An 18,910-nucleotide genomic window follows, 5' to 3' on the forward strand; every position below is an offset into this window, starting at 1 on the left:
TCGGATTCAGCAATTTCTATTATATAATCTTCCCAATTTCTTGGCTAATTTTTCCTATAAGTAAAAAAGCCGGGAAATAACCCGGCTTTATATTCCTTTTAGTTGCTTGTCTATCTGATTTACTCTTTCTTGCAAAGTTACTTTTGTTTCATTGAGCATTAATTTATAGATTTCGAGAATCATATTGCTGTAATTTGTACCCGGAACCGCCCATTTTCCGTTTAATTGGTTCCATGCCGTTGCACTTCCCCTTTGGACGAGACCGAACCTTGGGTCAACCAAAGGATATTGCGGAGGTAAAGGCTCTGTGGAACTATATGCATACAGATGCTGTATATGAGCCAATACACCTTCTTCTGGTGTTTTAAATGTTGCTCCTTCTGTCTTCCCGGTTGCGCCAATTCCAGCAAAATTATTTTGAGATGCTTTTACACTGCCCTGAAAGCGGAAATATCCAGTTTCATGAACAGCTTGTGCATATGCCGTGTCTCCTCTGATCCCGTATACTTGTCCGATCTGAACATATAATGCAGCTAATTCTGGCGCATTCGGATTTACTTTACGAACAAATCTTTCTATTTCATAGGCAGAAAGCAATGTTGTTCCTTGTATTGTTAGGCCAGCTGGAGGTGTTGGCTTTGGAGGTTCCGGTTTTGGAGGCTCTGGAGCAGGTGCTTGCCCATTATCTTCTCCTTTTACTATTACATAGGCATCCTTTATTCCTAAAGCGCGTATCTTCATGACGTGAGCTTCAGCATTGTCTCTTTTTTGAAAAGCTCCAGCTTGTACTCTGTAATATTTTTTATTGCTTATTGTCTCTTCGTCAATAAATGCTGAAATCTTCTTATCTGCTAAAAACCGAACTCTTACTTCAGCATTTTCTTTTTGTTCAAAGGCACCAGCTATCGCGATAAAAAGATCTTTCGTTTCCTGCTGTTTTTGTTTTAATGAAAGCCCCACAGCAGCCCCTGATGCAATGGCAGCAGACACTTCATTTTGGAAATCCTGTCTGTTTAATAGAGCAAGGTTCGCAGCGTTATCGATAAACAAAACTTCCAGTAGCACAGCTGGCATCTTCGTTTCACGCAGAACATGAAAATCCGCCTGCTTCTGCCCTCTATTTCGAGCTCCGTATTTATTCATTACTGCTGCAGTGCGAGCATGTATTGCATTTTGTATTTTTTTTGTTTCAGCCCCGACGTATACATATACATAACTTTCGAAACCTTCCCCGCCACCACTGTTTTGGTGAATGGATAAATAAAAATCTGCCTTTTGCTTGTTAGCAAAATCAGTTCTGTCATCTAATGAAATAGTTGTATCTGAGCTGCGAGTCAGTAATACTTTCACTTCATAATTATTCTGCAGATACGACTGTATTTTCTTGGCGATCGCCAGGTTAAATGTTTTTTCAAATCTGCTCTTATTTACCGCGCCTGAATCATTTCCTCCATGGCCCGGATCAATAATAATGACTTTCAAAGTGTCACCTTCTTTTAATCCATTTCAAAAGCTTGAGTGCGCTTACTTCTATTAAAAATGAAAAGAAGGTATACTAAAAGAGCCATATGACTATTTTCATCAAAAATGGATAATTGACTAAGGTGGGTAACTGAATGGAAGCTGCTTTATTTGGAAGTGTTTTATCTGCATTAGCAACCGGCTTTGGTGCATTACCTGTTCTTTTCTGGTCTCAGGTGACACACCGGTTCCGCGATATACTGCTTGCTCTTACCGCAGGTATCATGGTCGCTGCATCAACTTTTAGTTTAATACCTCAAGCGCTCGAACTATCAAACTTAACTGTGCTTACAATCGGTATTACTCTTGGCACATTGACACTGATGATCTTAGAAAGATTCGTCCCGCATGTAGACTTAGATCATACTAGAATCCTTAAAGGCATTGATGCGAAAGCAGCTTTAGTTATTGCTGCTATTACACTTCATAACCTTCCTGAAGGGCTATCAGTAGGTGTAAGCTATGCGAGTGATGATGCTGGCCTTGGAGGATTGATCGCGTTTGCGATCGGTTTGCAGAATGCTCCTGAAGGATTGCTGGTTGCACTCTTTTTAATACATCAAAAGATGAATAGACTAAAAGCCTTTTTTATTGCCACTTTAACTGGAGCTGTTGAAATCGTTACGGCTATGCTTGGTTATGCTCTAACTTCATACGTTGAAAACCTTGTTCCTTATGGGCTCTCTTTTGCTGCGGGGGCAATGCTGTTTATTGTTTATAAAGAACTTATTCCGGAAAGCCACGGGGACGGACATGCCCGTTCAGCAACGTTATCCTTTATTGCAGGACTTTTAATCATGATTTATTTAACACAGATTTTCGGCTGATGCACAAGAAAGAAGCTGGCTCAGAATTTTGAGCCAGCTTCTTTCAATATGTGTATTCTATATCCACGATGTCCATCACTTTTAGAAGATGCATCGTGTTTATTTTATCCATTACGCGCAGTTCTTTTTTTATTTCATCCACATAATGAACATGGCCGATGAGCTCGGCTATCTTTCTTTTTTGATAATACTTGAATTTCAGTTCCCGGTTCTCCTCCATTGCCACACAGATGATTTCATTAAATTCTTCATATTTTTGTTCATCAAGCTCTGGTTTTCTTCCATAATCCAGACCATCCTGATGTTCTCTTAACATTTTCACATGCTCTGGAAGCATCATAGCAGTCCATTTTATCGTTCCTCTGTCACGAATCACCGTTTCTCCCTCCCTATGCCTTATGTCCGCCTAAGAGACGGCTTCTGTATAGAGCAGTCCCTCCTTTTGTATAAGAAACAGCCCGCAAGAGAGAATTTGAACCATATTTTTGTCTGATCTCGTCCATGACATAGCCGATTTGTCTTTTTTTCGGATGATCTAAAGAAAAGAGAGTGAGCTGTGTTTCCGTATCCTCACACACGTTTGACAAAGCAATCGATATTTTGCGTACAGTCTGCCCCTGATAAAAGGTGCGAAACAATTCCAGACAAACTTGATAAAGCTCCATCGTAATATTAGACGGCTGCTCGATCGTCTTAGAGCGATAAAAGCCTCCGCCTCCTTCATCTTTGCTGTACCCTACTCCAAAACTTATCGTCCTCCCTGCTTTTCCTGCTCTTCTTGCACGTCTTGCCACCTCTTCACACATCTCTAAAATGACATGTTTGATCTCGGTAATATCTGTATAGTCTCTAAGCAAAATCTGGCTTTTCCCATAACTGATCTGTCCCTGCATGATGGGAGCACCGATTTCGGATAAATCGATCCCCCATGCATGATAGTAAAGCTGATTGCCCATGATGCCGAATTTTTTCTCTAAAAGTTCGAGCGGATAATGCGCCAGGTCACCCACTGTCACAATCCCCATCCTGTTTAAGGTCCGCTCCACTCTTGACCCGATTCCCCACATTTTGCTTAAAGGAGATAGAGGCCAGAGTTTCGTTTCAACATCTTCATACCCCCACTCGGCAACACCTTTTTTCTTCGCTTCAAGATCTAAGCAAAGCTTTGACATCAGCATGTTCGGTCCAATTCCGATCGCACACGGCAATCCAAATTCCCTCCAGATATCCCGGCGGATTTTTTCAGCTAATTCCTGAGGACTTCCCCATAACTTTTCCGTTCCGTCTGCTTGAAGAAAACTTTCATCCACACTGTATGTGTGAATGGATTCAGGCGGGACATAACGGTGCAGCAGCTTTGTAATTTCCATTGACCTCTCGAGAAAAAAGGACATTTGGGCGTTCACTACAATGATGTCTTTATTTTTAGGAATTTCAAACAAGCGGTTTCCAGTGCGGATGCCGAAATCTGCTTTCAATTGCGGAGAGGCAGCAAGAACGACACTCCCCTGCCGTTCTGTATCTCCCACCACTGCTAAATAACATGTGAGCGGGTTTAACCCTAAGCGAACAGCAGCACAGCTGGCGTAAAAGCTTTTCATATCCATACACAAAATGGTACGCTCAGGCATATCTTCATAGTTCATTTGTCACAAGCCCCCTTATCACAATACGAACATCTGTTCTTTATATGTATACCCATTTTAACCGAATGTATGTTCTTATAACAATGGTAATTTTTTCAGCATTTTTTGCAGATTGACGTTTTGGGCTCATAAGTCTAGGATTTATAAAGGAAAGGCAGGTGAAAAAAATGAATCGCTTATTGCTTCGCAAAATGATTTTACGGGCATTAAAGGATTATTTATGGGAGGAAGAGGATTGCATGCTGACCGAACAAGAATGGAGTCAGCTGGAAATGAAAATAATGAAGCAAATCAAAGAGGAAGATCAGGAAGAAGCGATGTACGCTATAATTCAAGACGTTGTTTATGACTATTTTACAAATAAATAACAGGCCTGCTTCAGCAAACAGAACCTGCCAGTATGTGAGGAATTCTGGACCGTTTCCCAGAGGATTTGAACCTTAATCAACGAGTTTTGGATGCCAATCCAAAAATTTCGGGCTTCAATCCACAAGTTTTAGACCTCAATCCAAAAATTTCGGGTCTCAATCCACGAGTTTTGGTTTTGAATCCACAAATCTTAGTTTTAGGCCAGAATCGACATACAATTCACTCTTCCTGTTTACATAACAAAATTACGGTAGCCTACTTTTGCCGGAATGATTTTCCCCCGAGTTTTTCCACTAATCTCGGCATGACTTGATAGGCTGTACTGCCAATATTCATCCACCATGGCAGATTAATCTCACGTACAGGACGCTGCATAGCCTCTAAGATCTTTTGTGAAACGTGAGAAGGCTGAAGCATAAACTTTTGAATATTTTTTACATAGTTGCCCGATTTGTCAGCAAGCGTGAAAAAATCTGTAGCGATCGGGCCTGGATTAACTGTTGTTACATGGACACCTTTATGCGCTACTTCAAGCCGCAGTCCGTTGGAGAAACCCAGAACGGCATGTTTTGTTGCTGCATACACACTTGATTTTGGTGTAGAAATTTTCCCAGCTTGTGATGCGATATTGATGATGTGCCCGCTGCCTCTCTCGAGCATATGCGGCAGAACCGCACGAGTACATGCCATCAAGCCTAAGACATTTGTAGAGAACATCCCCTCAATATTCTCCCAGGGAGCATCTGCAAATTCCTCAAAGACTCCAAAGCCAGCATTATTTACTAAAATATGTACGTTCTTTTGATCAATTAAAACTTGGGTAAAAACTTGCTCAACGCTATCAGGGTCTGAAACATCCAATGTATAGAAAGGGGCTTTAATTCCAGTTTCATTAAGGATTGTATCCTGAACGATTTTCAACTGGTCTTCCCTTCTTGCGAACAAGACTGGCAAAGCCCCTTTTTTCGCAGCATCCAGCGCAAGATGTGCTCCGAGTCCTCCAGAAGCTCCTGTAATCGCAACCACTTTATTTTTTAGTGTACTCATCGAACTGCTCCTGTCTGCCTAAAATAAAATAGCCCTTCTTCTTCTGCTTTTATAATTCTGCCCTCTTCTTGAAGAAGGTCTAGATGGCCTGATACTTCAGATACGACTAAACCAAGCTGCTTTTCATACAGCTTTGGAAAAAGACGGACACACAATTCAAATACAGTTAATGGCTCATCATTTAACAGCTTTTCAATGGCTTTTGCGCGCTCGTTCTGATCATGCAGCCTTTTACGTATTAACTCATGTGCATTTTCAAAAGGCTCACCATGCCCAGGATAAACCGTTTGAAGATTTAACGTTAATAGATTTTGAAGTGTCTCACGATACTGAAGCAAAGTTTTTGGCCGGTCTTTTTCATGAAGTACCGGCGGCTCTAAGAGTGCATTTGATGAAATATGCGGCAAAAGAACATCTCCTCCAATAAAAACACCTTGCACCTCATTGTAAAGAGATAAATGATCAGGAGCATGTCCCGGCGTTTTTAAGAAAACAAAACCTTCATGTCCAGGAACACTTTCCCCAGGCAATGGTGTCAGATCAGGCATGAAAGGAGTAATAAACTCACGGTATTTTTTCAGTTTCAATAGTTCCAGCCTTCCTAATGAATCTGGCACACCAAAAGAACGATAAAGATCTATATAGAATGAATCAGCCCATTTCAAAAAATCGCTGTCGCCGCTGACATAAGGAACAGCTTCTTTGAGCATCAGTGTATCCACACCTGCCTGCTGAATTTCTTTAGAGAGACCAGCATGATCAGGATGATAATGTGTGCATATGTATTGATCCAGATCTTTAAATGAGAGTCTGTTTTCTGTTAAAGAAGATAGAAGGACCTCTCTTGCTTCATCGGTTCTTGGACCAGAATCGATAAGAGTAACCGCATCACCAATAAGGAGGCAGCAATTGACAGGACCTACATCAAATGGTGTAGGCAGGGTAATCGGAATAATAGTTGCAGCTTTTGTCATGATTTCCTCCAAATAATTACTTGTTGACATACATATAGAAATCATAGCATAATGTTTTTTAAAATATAAAAGATTTGGATAATATAATTTGCGTTGAAAGGGATCACTAAGTATTCTCCCCCGATCAGAGAGTGGAATCCGAAGGCTGCAAGATTTCATCGGAAAAGGAAATGCTGAACCTGCCCTTAGAGCATCTGGAGAAATCCAGCGCAGTTCTGCGATACAGGCGTTTCGAGCGGGCAAGAACTTTTGCCAATAAAGGTGGTACCACGGATTACTCCCATCCGTCCTTTAAACAGGACATGGGAGTTTTTTTATACTCAAAAATTGAGGGAGGGATCTGTCGTGAAAAAAGAAAAAATCACATTTATTGGTGCAGGAGCTATGGCGGAAGCGATCATGGAAGGGGTTATTAAAACAAATAAATGGCAAGCAAATCTTATCACGATTAAAAACCGCAGCAATTCTGGAAGGCTTAAAGAGCTTCAGACAAAGTACGGTGTAATCCCTGCTCCAACTATAAAGAAAGCAGTATCAGATGCTGAAATTATCATTTTAGCTGTTAAGCCAAAGGATGCTTCGCAAGCTGTCAAAAGTCTTGAACCTTTTATACAGAAAGAGCAGCTCATTATTTCTGTTATGGCAGGAATATCAACAGGAACAATTACAGAATGGACGAATAATGAAAATCCTGTACTTCGGGCAATGCCTAATACATCAGCATCAATCGGATATTCTGCAACCGCTCTTTCCAAAGGTATATCTGCTTCAGATGTTCATGTACAAAAAGCAGTTGAGCTTTTTGAAACGATCGGAACCGTAACACTTGTGCCAGAGGATAAGCTTCATATCGTTACAGGGCTCTCTGGCAGCGGTCCTGCTTATATTTATTATATTGCAGAAGCGATGCAAAAAGCAGCTGAAGAATTAAGTCTGTCCCATGAAGAGGCTAAAACATTAATTTCTCAAACTCTCCTCGGCGCCTCTCTTATGTTAAAGAACACATCAGAATCTCCAATAGAACTCCGAAAAAAAGTAACAAGTCCTGGCGGAACAACTGAAGCGGGTATAGGAAAGCTGGATCAATACCAAGTACATGATGCTTTCATAGCTTGTATTAAGAAAGCAGTAAGACGATCTGAAGAATTAGGTAATATTAAATAAATTTAACGGTCAGTTTCTTGAAAGGCTATTGTTTTAAATACACCATTAGGGGTCAGTGTAATGGTTATAATAACTCCTTTTTCAGTTGAACCTTTTTTGAGCCACAGCTTAAACTTTTCGACAATATCTTCGTTTTGAGCTAAATTTCGACCCATATATAAATAATCAACGATATCGTAATCCGGATACCGTTTTCCGGTTTCGAAAACAGCCAGTCTTCCCCATTTTGCATAGGCTGGCTCCTGCATGCCAGGATATGCCGCGTGTACAGCGGGTTGAACATACGAAGATACTAGAACCCCGGCTAGCAGCAGTGGAAATATTTTAAGAAAAATTTTCATTTCATCATCTCCTTTCGTTTATTTTGTTCAAAATTCCTTATTTTTTCTGCGAAAATTGCCGATTAGAAAAAATTGACAAGCCCAGTCCCTGACTCTTATCATTTAAAGAAGAGCTAGATTTAGGGAGGGATTTAAGTGATAGAAACAGAAATTTCCCAAAGATACCTTGAATTGCGCATTCAGTTTGAAAAGTTCACGAAACGATCTCTTACTGAAAAAGAGCTGGTTTTTATTCGCTGGCTTACTGAAAAAGGTGCCAACGTTGAAGAACATAAAAGAGAAGAAACAAAAAAACGGTCAAAACGCCGAAAATAACCATCTCCCCTCCTTGCAGCAGGAGGGGTTTATTTTATTTCCCTTGCCAATTATTTTCGCCTATACTATCTATAACTAAAATGAACTGTCGAGGAAGGTGCTCATTTAAATGACTTATATTTTTGCCCATAGAGGCTCAAGCAAAGATTGTCCTGAGAACACGATGGCAGCATTTAAAAAAGCTTTTGAAGACGGCGCAGATGGCATCGAACTCGATGTACAGCTCTCAAAAGACGGTGTTCCTGTTATTATTCATGATGAAAAACTCGATCGGACTACCAATACAAAAGGCAATGTTGCAGATTTTACATATGAAGAACTTACAAAGATTGATGCGGGAAGCTGGTTTTCAAAGAAGTTTGGCAGTGAACATGTTCCATCACTGCAAATGTTTTTAGAGTGGATCGCTCCCCTGCCTATCCTTCTTAATATAGAGTTGAAAAATAATGTGATAGAATACAGCGGTCTTGAAGATAAGACATTGCAGCTCCTGCACCAATATGGAATGGAGAAACGGACGGTCATTTCCTCGTTTAATCATTACAGCCTGGTGAAAATCAGGAAGATGAATCCGTACATAGAAACAGCACCGCTTTATTCTTCGGGTATTTTTGAACCTTGGGAGTATGTTAGAGCGGTGTGTTCTCAATCCGCTCATCCCAATTACAAGTCACTTCATCCATACATTTTGGAAGGATTTAAACGACATAATATACCGATACGTCCTTATACAGTGAACAGCCAAAAGTGGATGGCATACCTGTTTGAATGGGGGATCGAAGCAATTATTACAGATTATCCAATAATCGCAAGAAATGTACGGAATGGCGATGGACCGGCTCCAAAAGGCAGATTTCTTCAAAAATGGTGGTAATTCGTTTTACAATGAATGAAACTAAAGTTTCTCTTTAGCAGATAAAGGAGATGTTTATTATTCAACCGTTATTATTTGAACCATATTCGATCCGGGGTGTTACTTTAAAAAATCGTATCGTTATGTCACCTATGTGTATGTATTCATGCTACGAACAAGATGGAATGGTAACACCCTGGCATATGACTCATTACACGTCTAGAGCAGTTGGACAGACCGGTCTAATCATGACTGAAGCAGCAGCGGTAAGTCCTAAAGGGAGAATCAGTCCGGAAGACCTCGGTATCTGGGATGACAGTCATATTGAAGGGCTGTCTGGTCTTGTTAAGTCCATTCACGAAAATGGCTCTAAAGCTGCCATTCAAATTGCGCATGCTGGCCGTAAAGCAATGATTGACGGACCGATTATCGCCCCTTCAGCTATTTCGTTTTCGGATAAGATGAAAACTCCGGAAGAAATGACTTTGGAGCAAATCGAAGAAACTGTAAATCAATTTAGAGCTGCAGCAAAAAGAGCTAAGACTGCAGGATTTGATGTCATAGAGATCCACGGAGCTCACGGATATTTGATTAACGAATTCCTGTCTCCGCTATCTAATAGAAGAACAGATTCTTATGGCGGGAATCAGCAAAAAAGATACCGTTTCCTGCAGGAAATCATTGCTGCGATAAGACTTGAATGGAACGGACCGCTATTTGTAAGGATTTCAGCGAATGATTATCATCCTGAAGGAAACTCCCCAGAAGATTATGTAACCTATGCTTCATGGATGAAAGAGGATGGAATCGATTTGATCGACTGCAGCTCCGGCGCAGTTGTTCCAGCAAAGATTAATGTATACCCAGGCTATCAAGTACCTTTTGCAGAAAAGATCAGGAACTCTGCAGATATCGCTACAGCTGCTGTTGGATTAATTACAACAGGACGCCAAGCAGAAGAGATTCTGCAGAACCAGAGAGCAGACTTAATCTTTATCGGCCGTGAGTTTTTAAGAGATCCTTATTGGCCTCGATCTGCAGCCGAAGATCTAGGAATCAACATCCAGAGCCCTAAACAGTATGAGCGCGGCTGGTAAAAGAGTGTATGAAGATAAAAAAACTGGCATCCACACCGAGTTAGCAGGTAGAGATGCCAGTTTTTTGTGAGGTTATTTTCTAAAAGATTGTTGCTTTTGGTGGGGTTTTTGTAATTTGCCTCCATTGGCAGGTTGATTGGAGTGTAAGGTGCGAGACTCCTGCGGGATTAGCGTGCCATCTACTTGACTAATCTTCTCGAAAGGCATGCGACGAGGAAGCTAGCTACGGTGAGATTTTCATGTAGACGCAGGAGCAGCGTTTCATATATCTTTCGCTGTGGCTCACCGCACGTCCCGCGGAAAGCGAGCATCCTGAAACGGAGATCAACTACCTTCAAAAACAACGAAGTTTATGAAAACAGATTTTGTGTAAGATGCCCTAAATTTCATTAATCCCACGGTTATTGCAAATAATCCCACGTTAATTTTAATAATCCCACGGGAAATAAACATAATCCCTCTGGAAAATCCTAAAAAACCACGAGTCGACAAAGTTCGGTATGTAGCAGCATCGAGCTCTTCAATTTCAGCTGCTCCATCTCATCTTTAACCATTTATAGAGCAAAACACATACAAGCAGCCACGTCCCGCCTGCAAGAAAACCTCCAAACACATCGGTTGGATAGTGGACACCTAAATATACACGGCTGAATCCCACCATAAAAATAAATAAGCTCGTAATGATATAAATTATTTTTTTATAGGGTTGCAGAAATGAATAATTTTGAACGAGTAAGTATGATAGCAATCCAAAAAAAGCGAGGGAGATCATCGCATGGCCGCTTGGGAAGCTGTAGCCTGTTATTTCGATCACACGGTCAAATTCGGGTCTGATCCTCTCAAACGATATCTTTAACCAATGGTTTCCGTATCTTACCCCAATTAAACATATCCCCAACACTAGTGGCTCTCTCCATTTTCTTTCAGCCAATAGCCAAATCACTGAAAAGAAAATCAAGACTCCATATTGGTACGGCCGGGAAGCTGCATCAGTAATAAATATAAAGAATGAATTTAATCGAGATTGATGCAAGTCTGATACATTCTTCATCGACCACACATCCACAGCTTCTATAAAGGGCTTGTGATACAGATAGGCGAACATCATAAATAAAACCATAAAAACTGTAATTAAAATGAATGTTCTTTTCACGCTGTTATTTAGGGTCATTAAAATTTCCAGCTCCTATTTATTTTTTCCCCTCTTGATTATTCCTTCACCATGTTTTCTTTCGATAGATGAAAGCACGTCATGCAATAAAGCTTCTTTTTCATTTTTTTCAACAGAGAATAGATCGAGCTGATAAGTAGCATTCTCTCTTTCCACAACCTCTGTTGCGGTTATTCCTAATAGTCTTACCGGTTCTCTGTTCCAGTGCTGCTTAAACAAATGCAAGGCTGTTTTTGAAATTTCATGTTGATCTTGAGTTGCATTTAGAAGCATCTTGCTGCGTGTAATTGTTTTCCTGTCGCTGTATCTAATAGTGATGGCAATAGTTAATGCCACATATCCTTTTGTCTTTAGACGTGTCATTACTTTTTCAGCGAGTCTTTTAAAAACCGGTTCTGCTTCACCTGTGCTTATAATATCCTCACTTAATGTTGTAGAACTTCCGATTGAACGATAATCACTTGCAGAGCTTGGATCGACGGGCCGCGAATCAATGCCGTTGGCTCTTTCCTTCATTTTTAAACCATTGATGCCAAAACGCTGTTTAAGTTCATAATCTGCCGCTTCCGCTAAGTCTTTAACAGTAATAATTCCGTACTTATTTAGTTTTTCTTCTGTTTTTTTTCCGATGCCATGCAGATCTCCTACTTTTAAAGGCCATAGATTTTGAGCAAGATCTCTTTTTCTTAGAACGGTGATGCCTAGCGGCTTTTTCATATCGGAAGCCATCTTAGCAAGAAATTTATTAGGTCCGATACCAATCGAGCAAGGAAGATTCAACTCATTCAAAAGCCTGTTCTGAATTTCTTCAGCTGTCTCCAAAGGCTGTTTGCATTCAGTCACATCCATATAGCCTTCATCAATTGAAACAGGTTCAACCCATTCTGTATATTCTTGCAGAAGCTGGAACATTCTCGAGGAATAACTTTTATAAGTTTCAAAGTCAGGCGGAACAACAATCAAGTTTGGACATAGCTTTCTAGCCTGCCAAAGCGGCATCGTCGTCTTGACTCCTTTTTCTCTTGCTTCATAGCTGCAGGTTACGATAATCCCTTTACGTTCCTCCACATTACCTGCCACAGCAAGCGGTTTTCCACGCAGATCTGGATTTTCTGCTATTTCAACGGATGCATAGAAGCTGTTCATGTCAACATGAAAAATGATTCTTCTTTTTGGCGTGGGGGATTGATACAAAATGAAAACTCCTTTTTTTAAAAGGCTGTTTTGGCAAACTTTGCAGCTCTTGAAAGTGGTTGATTTCCGTTACAGCATGCTCGCTTTCCGCGGGGCGTGCTGTGAGCCTCCTAGGCGCTTTGCACCCTTAGGAGTCTCACATTTAAGGAGGTTCGTGTGCTTCTGCGTCTACAAGCAAAACAGCATCGAAGCGTGTTCCTCGTCGCTGCCTTGCAAGAAGCATATTCAGGTGGCTGGCACGCAGGAGTCTCGCACCTTACACTCCATCAACAAGTCAATGAAGAGAATGATTTAAATGAGCCAAAACCAACAATCTTTAGAGAAGAGCCTTTTAAAACTTATTTATTAGTATATGTTAGCGAATGAGCTTTAAAAACAAAAGAAAAAGACAAGGTATCTACCTTGCCTCATGCAGTCTTTTTCCAGTATCCTCAACCCAATCAACAAATTCTTCGCCATGAAAATGCTTATTTAAATCCTTATGTAATTGAATAAGATCCCGATAAAATTCTCGTTTATCTCCATCTTCGAGCCACTTTTGCAGGAATCCATATATTTGGCAGTTGAAGCTTGTTGATTCCTTATGTTTTTCAATACCTTTTTCAGTTAAATAAACATAAGAGATACGGCGGTCATCATTCTTTTTCTCTAGTGTGACGAGACCTTTGTCTTTTAACCGTTTAAGCACCTGCATTACAGTGGAGACATCCCATAAACCGAAATAGGCGATCTTAGAGATTGTAATATCCTCTTCAAGAGAAACAATCCATAAAATATGCTGTTCTGCTTGTGTTAATCCGATTGCTTTTGCGGATTTCTGCCAGTCCTCTTCCAGGACTTTATACACACCACGCATATAATTAACCATCATATGCATGTCCGATAACTGACTCATCCCATTTCCTCCCCCGAAATAAGATTTTTAAAAATTACCAATATTTTCTTTTACATGATAAAAACATCTTACATAATGCTTAAATAGACTGTCAACTTTAAAAGATAAATTTGTTAATTTTTATGACAAAAACAGGCATCCTGACCTATATAAAAACAAAAACTTGGCGAAAATTCGCCAAGTTTCGTCAATGTCATTTAATTTCCAGAAGCAACTTCAATTACTGCCAGCACCATTTCTGCAGTTTTTGTCAGTTCTTCAAGAGGCATTCTTTCATTTGTTGTATGAATTTCCTCGTAGCCAACAGCAAGGTTTACAGTTGGGATCCCGTGACCTGCGATTATGTTAGCATCACTTCCGCCTCCGCTATGAAGAAGCCTGTGTGGACGACCAATCTTTTCAGCTGCTTTTTTAGCAATTTCAACAACATGGTCTCCATCACTAAACTTAAATCCAGGGTACATCACTTCAACCTTTACGTCCGCACGTCCGCCCAGTTCAGCCGCAGCAGATTCATAGGCTTCTTTCATCTTTTGAGTTTGGGCTTCCATCTTTTCATGAATTAAAGAGCGAGCTTCTGCTAACACAAATACAGTGTCGCAAACGATATTTGTTTGTTCACCGTGACCTCCGCCATGGAAGTGTCCGATGTTTGCTGTTGTTTCCTCATCAATTCTGCCAAGGGGCATGCGTGAAATCGCTTTGGCCGCAATTGTTATAGCTGAGACACCTTTTTCAGGCGCTACACCAGCATGTGCAGATTTACCGTAGATCGTTGCTCGTACTTTTGCCTGTGTAGGAGCTGCTACAATAATATCTCCAACAGGTCCGTCACTGTCTAATGCAAACCCGTATTTTGCTGTGATTTTTGAAGCGTCCATTGCTTTTGCTCCGACTAGGCCGGATTCCTCACCAACTGTGATGATGAACTGAATATCGCCATGAGAAATATTTTTTTCTTTTAGTACTTTAATCGCTTCAAACATAGCAGCAAGACCCGCTTTATCATCTGCGCCAAGGATCGTTGTACCGTCTGTTACAACATAGCCGTCTTTAATAGAAGGCTTGATTCCTTTACCTGGAGTTACCGTGTCCATATGAGAAGTGAAATAAATTGTATCTACTTCCTTTTTGTTGCCTTTTAAAGTACAGATTAAATTTCCTGCTGCATGATCTGTTTTAGATTCAGCATTATCTTCATATACTTCGACTCCAAGCTCTTCAAACTTCTTCTTAAGTACGATTGAAATTTCTTTTTCATATCTTGTCTCAGAATCAATTTGAACAAGCTCTAAAAACTCGTTTAATAAACGATCAGCGTTTACCATATGTATTCCCTCGTTTCTTATAGTGGTATATTTCCATGCTTTTTGTATGGTCTGTCTTCTTTCTTGTTGCGCAGCATGTCCAACGCCTGAATACACTTGATTCTTGTTTCTCTTGGATCAATTACATCATCAACCATCCCATTTGCAGCTGCAATATAAGGGTTAGCAAACTTCGTGCGATACTCTTCAATTTTTGCTGCTCTCGTTTTCTCAGGGTCTTCACTGTTTTCTATTTCTTTAGCGAAGATAATATTAGCAGCTCCCTGAGGTCCCATTACTGCAATCTCAGCGTTAGGCCAAGCGAAGACTATATCTGCACCGATAGATTTACTATTGAGCGCAACATATGCTCCGCCATATGCTTTACGAAGAATAATTGTGATCTTAGGTACAGTAGCTTCCGAATACGCGTATAAAATTTTTGCACCGTGCCGTATTATTCCACCATGTTCTTGTTTAACTCCAGGGAAAAATCCGGTCACATCTTCAAATGTGATGATCGGAATGTTAAATGAATCACATAACCGTATAAAACGGGATGCTTTATCAGATGAATCAATATCAAGTCCTCCAGCCATGACTTTTGGCTGATTACATACTAATCCTATCACTTCACCCTTGATTCTTGCAAAACCTACAACTATATTTCTTGCGAATTGAGCGTGGACTTCCATAAACGAATCTTTATCTACAACTTCATTTATGACCGTTCTGACATCATAAGGTCTTGTTGAATCAAATGGAATGATTTCAGTAAGTTCCGGACGGTAATCTTTTTCATCGCCCCAAGGCAATACAGGCGTCTTCTCATTATTATTCTGCGGAAGATATGAAATTAATCTTCTAACATCTTCTAGTACTTCAGCTTCAGATGGTGCTGTAAAGTGCGCGTTACCGCTTTTAGATCCATGGACTTCAGCACCGCCCAAATCCTCAGAAGAGATTTTCTCTCCTGTTACCGTTTCAATTACCTTTGGGCCGGTGATAAACATCTGACTTGTCTTTTCAACCATGAAAACAAAATCGGTAATCGCAGGTGAATATACTGCGCCCCCTGCACAAGGTCCCATAATAACGGAAATCTGCGGAATTACTCCTGAGTAGATGCTGTTTCTATAAAAGATATGCCCATAGCCATCAAGTGACATAACACCTTCCTGTATTCGTGCACCGCCAGAATCATTTAGACCGATAAAAGGAGTACCGTTCTTAGCTGCAAGGTCCATTACGGCGGCTATTTTTTTGGCATGCATCTCACCTAGCGCACCGCCAAACACGGTAAAATCCTGTGCGAATAAGTAAACAGGACGGCCATGTATTTTTCCATAACCTGTTACAACCCCTTCGCCTGGTGCTTTCATACCGGAAAGCCCGAAGTCATGAGTGCGGTGTTCCATAAAAGGGTTGAGTTCAACAAAGGTATCTTCATCCAATAAAAGATCGATCCGTTCACGTGCTGTCAGTTTTCCCCGCTCATGCTGCTTATCAATGCGGTCATCTCCCCCGCCTAGTTCAATCTCAGTCTTCTTTTCGTAAAGTTCATTTATCTTTTCATAGATGTCCATTTTTAAGCTTCCTCCTTTTTACTCTTTTCACAAAGTTCGAACAACACTTTATGGGAAGAAGAAGGATGCATAAATGCAACTTGAGCCCCTCCTGCACCAATAACAGGAGCTTCATTAATCATTTTGATGCCATTAGATTTCAATTCCTCTATACGGCTTTGAATATTTGAAACTCCTAAAGCGACATGGTGTACTCCCTGACCACGCTTCTCAATAAATTGAGCGATCGGGCTGTCATCAGACATTGCTTCTAATAATTCAAGCCGTGTTTCCCCAATTTTAATAAAAGCCACCTTTACTCTTTGTGAAGGAACCTCTTCGATCGCTTCAAGAGTAAGTCCTAATTGGTTCACATAAAAAGGCAGTGTTTCGTCTAGTGAAGATACAGCAATGCCTATATGATCGATTCTTTCAGGCGGTGTTGCGGAAACTTTAGAAGAAGATATCCCATCGCGTTCAAAAACCGTTTTCTCAATAAATTCAGCCGTTTCTATAGTCGGTGTTCCAGGGGTAAATACTTTTTTAATTCCCTTTGACTCTAAGAAAGGAATGTCTTCCCATGGAATGACACCTCCGCCCACGACAATGATATCATCTGCTCCTCTCTCTTGAAGAAGACGCATCACTTCTGGAAAGAGTTCGTTATGTGCACCAGAAAGACAAGACAACCCAATCGCATCCACATCTTCTTGTATAGCAGCAGATGCAATCTGTTCTGGTGTTTGTCTTAAGCCTGTATAGATAACTTCCATTCCGTAATCTCTAAGTGCCTGAGATATTACGAGGGCACCTCGGTCATGACCATCCAGTCCTGGTTTCGCAATTAATACACGGATTGTTTTTTTCATCTCTCTCCACTCCTCCTATTTCTTAGACTCCGGTATATTCTCCAAATTCCTCACGAAGCACACCGCATATTTCTCCCACTGTACAATAGGATTTTACACACTCTAAAATGACAGGCATTAAATTCTCTTGACCTTTTGCGGCCGATCGCAGCTTTTCCAACTGAGCGCTCACTCGGTCCTTGTCTCTATCAGACTTTAATGTTTTAAGTTTTTCTTTCTGTTTTTCACCTAATTCAGGATCAACCCTTAAAAGCTCTGGCTGAGGCTCATTATCAATCGTGAATTTGTTCATGCCAACAATAATTTCCTGGCCATTTTCAATTTTCTTCTGGGTTTCATAGGAAGTGTGGTGAATCTCACGCTGCATATATCCTTGTTCAACAGCTGAAACTGCTCCGCCCATCTGCTCAATCTTATTCAGATACTCGTTTGCTTTGCTTTCCAGTTCATCTGTAAGGCTTTCCACATAATACGAACCAGCAAGAGGATCTACCGTATCTGCCACACCTGTTTCATGTGCTAGAATCTGCTGTGTCCGAAGAGCTATTCTTGCTGATTCTTCTGTTGGAAGGGCAAGCGCCTCATCTCTTGAATTGGTATGCAGACTTTGCGTTCCACCAAGTACGGCAGACAATGCCTGTGTCGTAACTCTGACAATATTATTATCGGGCTGCTGAGCTGTTAGAGTGGAGCCGCCTGTTTGTGTATGAAACCGAAGCTGCCATGATTTCGGATTTTTTGCTCCATAACGTTCTTTCATTAATTTTGCCCACATTCTTCGTGCTGCTCTGAATTTTGCAGCCTCTTCAAAAAATTGATTATGAGCGTTAAAGAAGAATGCTAAACGCGGTGCAAAGTCATCGATCTTTAGACCAGCTTCCAGTGCTGCATCGACATATGCAAGACCATTAGCGATCGTAAACGCCAGCTCCTGAGCCGCATTGGCTCCTGCTTCTCGTATATGATAGCCAGATATGCTGATCGTGTTCCATTTTGGTACATGTGATTGACAATAGGCAAAAATATCAGTAATTAAGCGCATTGACGGCTTTGGCGGAAATATGTAAGTCCCGCGGGCAATATACTCTTTTAAAATGTCATTTTGAATGGTTCCAGATAGCTTATCTGCTTCTACTCCTTGCTTTTGGGCGACTGCTATATACATGGCGAGCAGTACTGAGGCAGGCGCGTTGATCGTCATGGAAGTACTGACTTTATCAAGCGGTATATCTTTTAATAGAGCTTCCATATCCTCTAATGAGTCGATAGCCACACCTACTTTACCAACTTCACCGCGTGCCATCGGATGATCTGAGTCATAGCCGATCTGGGTAGGCAGATCAAAAGCAACAGAAAGACCTGTCTGACCTTGCTCTAACAAATAGCGAAATCGTTTATTCGTCTCTTCTGCAGAACCGAATCCTGCATATTGTCTCATTGTCCAAAAACGAGCTCGATACATTGTAGATTGTGAGCCGCGTGTATATGGATATTCTCCAGGGAGCCCTAAAGTATCAAAAGGATAGTTTTCTTCCTCAGCACCATAAAGGCGTTTAATTTCAATATCAGATGATGTATGAAATCGTTCTTTTCGTTCGGGAAATCTATTCATTGACTGCTCCGTTTTTTCTTGCCAGTTCTTTAAACGCTGTTGTTTATCCATTAGAAGCCTCCTGTTAACAAAGAAAAATATTCTCAACATAACATCTTTCGTTTTGAAAGCGCTTTTTCCTGCTTGAATCCGCAAATTTTCGA

The 18,910-nt window shown here is 40.8% G+C and carries 20 protein-coding genes and 1 other annotated feature; of the genes, 7 read left to right on the forward strand and 13 right to left on the reverse strand.

The features are described 5' to 3' along the window. Positions 1 to 87: 87 nt before the first annotated feature. Positions 88 to 1,482 carry an N-acetylmuramoyl-L-alanine amidase gene (locus tag ABE41_RS12305; RefSeq protein WP_066290697.1) on the reverse strand — a complete coding sequence of 465 codons (1,395 nt, stop codon included), beginning with the start codon at positions 1,480 to 1,482 and terminating at the stop codon, positions 88 to 90. A 134-nt stretch (positions 1,483 to 1,616) separates the two neighbouring features. Here ABE41_RS12305 and ABE41_RS12310 point away from each other — a divergent pair, with 134 nt between their 5' ends. Then, positions 1,617 to 2,348: a ZIP family metal transporter gene (locus ABE41_RS12310; protein WP_066290700.1), complete on the forward strand. Its 732-nt coding sequence runs from the start codon at positions 1,617 to 1,619 to the stop codon at positions 2,346 to 2,348. A 43-nt stretch (positions 2,349 to 2,391) separates the two neighbouring features. Here ABE41_RS12310 and ABE41_RS12315 read toward each other — a convergent pair whose 3' ends face one another. Beyond that, entirely contained in the window at positions 2,392 to 2,724 is a 333-nt protein-coding gene (locus ABE41_RS12315; RefSeq protein WP_066290701.1) for a YolD-like family protein, read from the reverse strand. Positions 2,725 to 2,737: 13 nt separating this feature from the next. Then, the gene (locus ABE41_RS12320) at positions 2,738 to 3,994 is read right to left on the reverse strand and encodes a Y-family DNA polymerase (protein ID WP_066290703.1); all 1,257 of its coding nucleotides are present in this window, start codon (positions 3,992 to 3,994) and stop codon (positions 2,738 to 2,740) included. 167 nt (positions 3,995 to 4,161) lie between these two features. On the opposite strand from ABE41_RS12320, the gene ABE41_RS12325 reads away from it, so the two are divergent. Then, complete coding sequence (locus tag ABE41_RS12325; protein WP_066290706.1) at positions 4,162 to 4,362, forward strand: YqzH family protein; 201 nt, start codon at positions 4,162 to 4,164, stop codon at positions 4,360 to 4,362. A 256-nt stretch (positions 4,363 to 4,618) separates the two neighbouring features. Here the strand turns inward: ABE41_RS12325 and ABE41_RS12330 are convergent, their stop codons facing one another. Then, the gene (locus ABE41_RS12330) at positions 4,619 to 5,410 is read right to left on the reverse strand and encodes an SDR family NAD(P)-dependent oxidoreductase (protein ID WP_066290709.1); all 792 of its coding nucleotides are present in this window, start codon (positions 5,408 to 5,410) and stop codon (positions 4,619 to 4,621) included. Beyond that, complete coding sequence (locus ABE41_RS12335; RefSeq protein WP_066290712.1) at positions 5,407 to 6,384, reverse strand: MBL fold metallo-hydrolase; 978 nt, start codon at positions 6,382 to 6,384, stop codon at positions 5,407 to 5,409. The genes ABE41_RS12330 and ABE41_RS12335 overlap by 4 nt, the downstream gene beginning before the upstream one ends. A gap of 84 nt (positions 6,385 to 6,468) precedes the next feature. Continuing rightward, positions 6,469 to 6,679, forward strand: a binding site (T-box leader). Between the two features lie 50 nt (positions 6,680 to 6,729). Here ABE41_RS12335 and proC point away from each other — a divergent pair. Then, complete coding sequence (gene proC / locus ABE41_RS12340) at positions 6,730 to 7,548, forward strand: pyrroline-5-carboxylate reductase (protein ID WP_083207786.1); 819 nt, start codon at positions 6,730 to 6,732, stop codon at positions 7,546 to 7,548. Between the two features lie 2 nt (positions 7,549 to 7,550). On the opposite strand, the gene ABE41_RS12345 is transcribed toward proC, so the two are convergent. Next, complete coding sequence (locus tag ABE41_RS12345; RefSeq protein ID WP_066290715.1) at positions 7,551 to 7,889, reverse strand: DUF3889 domain-containing protein; 339 nt, start codon at positions 7,887 to 7,889, stop codon at positions 7,551 to 7,553. Between the two features lie 135 nt (positions 7,890 to 8,024). Between ABE41_RS12345 and ABE41_RS12350 the strand changes: the two genes are divergently transcribed. The 3 genes from ABE41_RS12350 to namA all read left to right on the forward strand — a co-directional run bounded on the left by ABE41_RS12350 (position 8,025) and on the right by namA (position 10,154). Further along, positions 8,025 to 8,204, forward strand: a complete 180-nt coding sequence (locus ABE41_RS12350; RefSeq protein WP_066290718.1) for a hypothetical protein — start codon at positions 8,025 to 8,027, stop codon at positions 8,202 to 8,204. A 109-nt stretch (positions 8,205 to 8,313) separates the two neighbouring features. Next, on the forward strand, positions 8,314 to 9,078 hold the full coding sequence (locus ABE41_RS12355; RefSeq protein ID WP_066290720.1) for a glycerophosphodiester phosphodiesterase: 765 nt from the start codon (positions 8,314 to 8,316) through the stop codon (positions 9,076 to 9,078). Between the two features lie 50 nt (positions 9,079 to 9,128). Continuing rightward, entirely contained in the window at positions 9,129 to 10,154 is a 1,026-nt protein-coding gene (namA, locus tag ABE41_RS12360; RefSeq protein ID WP_437435450.1) for an NADPH dehydrogenase NamA, read from the forward strand. A gap of 526 nt (positions 10,155 to 10,680) precedes the next feature. Here namA and ABE41_RS12365 read toward each other — a convergent pair. Beyond that, on the reverse strand, positions 10,681 to 11,325 hold the full coding sequence (locus ABE41_RS12365; protein ID WP_066290723.1) for a phosphatase PAP2 family protein: 645 nt from the start codon (positions 11,323 to 11,325) through the stop codon (positions 10,681 to 10,683). A 15-nt stretch (positions 11,326 to 11,340) separates the two neighbouring features. Continuing rightward, on the reverse strand, positions 11,341 to 12,519 hold the full coding sequence (locus ABE41_RS12370) for a DNA polymerase IV (RefSeq protein WP_253805334.1): 1,179 nt from the start codon (positions 12,517 to 12,519) through the stop codon (positions 11,341 to 11,343). Positions 12,520 to 12,675: 156 nt separating this feature from the next. On the opposite strand from ABE41_RS12370, the gene ABE41_RS12375 reads away from it, so the two are divergent. After that, positions 12,676 to 12,885: a hypothetical protein gene (locus ABE41_RS12375; protein ID WP_066290726.1), complete on the forward strand. Its 210-nt coding sequence runs from the start codon at positions 12,676 to 12,678 to the stop codon at positions 12,883 to 12,885. A 31-nt stretch (positions 12,886 to 12,916) separates the two neighbouring features. Here ABE41_RS12375 and ABE41_RS12380 read toward each other — a convergent pair whose 3' ends face one another. From ABE41_RS12380 to ABE41_RS12400, 5 genes are all read right to left on the reverse strand, one after another. Further along, entirely contained in the window at positions 12,917 to 13,414 is a 498-nt protein-coding gene (locus tag ABE41_RS12380) for a MarR family transcriptional regulator (protein ID WP_066290729.1), read from the reverse strand. A gap of 197 nt (positions 13,415 to 13,611) precedes the next feature. Then, positions 13,612 to 14,742 carry a M20/M25/M40 family metallo-hydrolase gene (locus ABE41_RS12385; protein WP_066290731.1) on the reverse strand — a complete coding sequence of 377 codons (1,131 nt, stop codon included), beginning with the start codon at positions 14,740 to 14,742 and terminating at the stop codon, positions 13,612 to 13,614. 17 nt (positions 14,743 to 14,759) lie between these two features. Next, positions 14,760 to 16,307, reverse strand: a complete 1,548-nt coding sequence (locus tag ABE41_RS12390; RefSeq protein WP_066290732.1) for an acyl-CoA carboxylase subunit beta — start codon at positions 16,305 to 16,307, stop codon at positions 14,760 to 14,762. Between the two features lie 2 nt (positions 16,308 to 16,309). Next, a complete protein-coding gene (gene mce, locus ABE41_RS12395) occupies positions 16,310 to 17,155 on the reverse strand; it encodes a methylmalonyl-CoA epimerase (protein WP_066290734.1) in 846 nt (281 codons plus the stop codon). A 22-nt stretch (positions 17,156 to 17,177) separates the two neighbouring features. Continuing rightward, positions 17,178 to 18,818 (reverse strand): acyl-CoA mutase large subunit family protein, encoded by a 1,641-nt coding sequence (locus ABE41_RS12400; protein WP_066290737.1) that lies wholly within the window; start codon positions 18,816 to 18,818, stop codon positions 17,178 to 17,180. Positions 18,819 to 18,910 lie beyond the last annotated feature (92 nt).

It is taken from the genome of Fictibacillus arsenicus (assembly GCF_001642935.1).
Taxonomy (GTDB): domain Bacteria; phylum Bacillota; class Bacilli; order Bacillales; family Fictibacillaceae; genus Fictibacillus; species Fictibacillus arsenicus_B.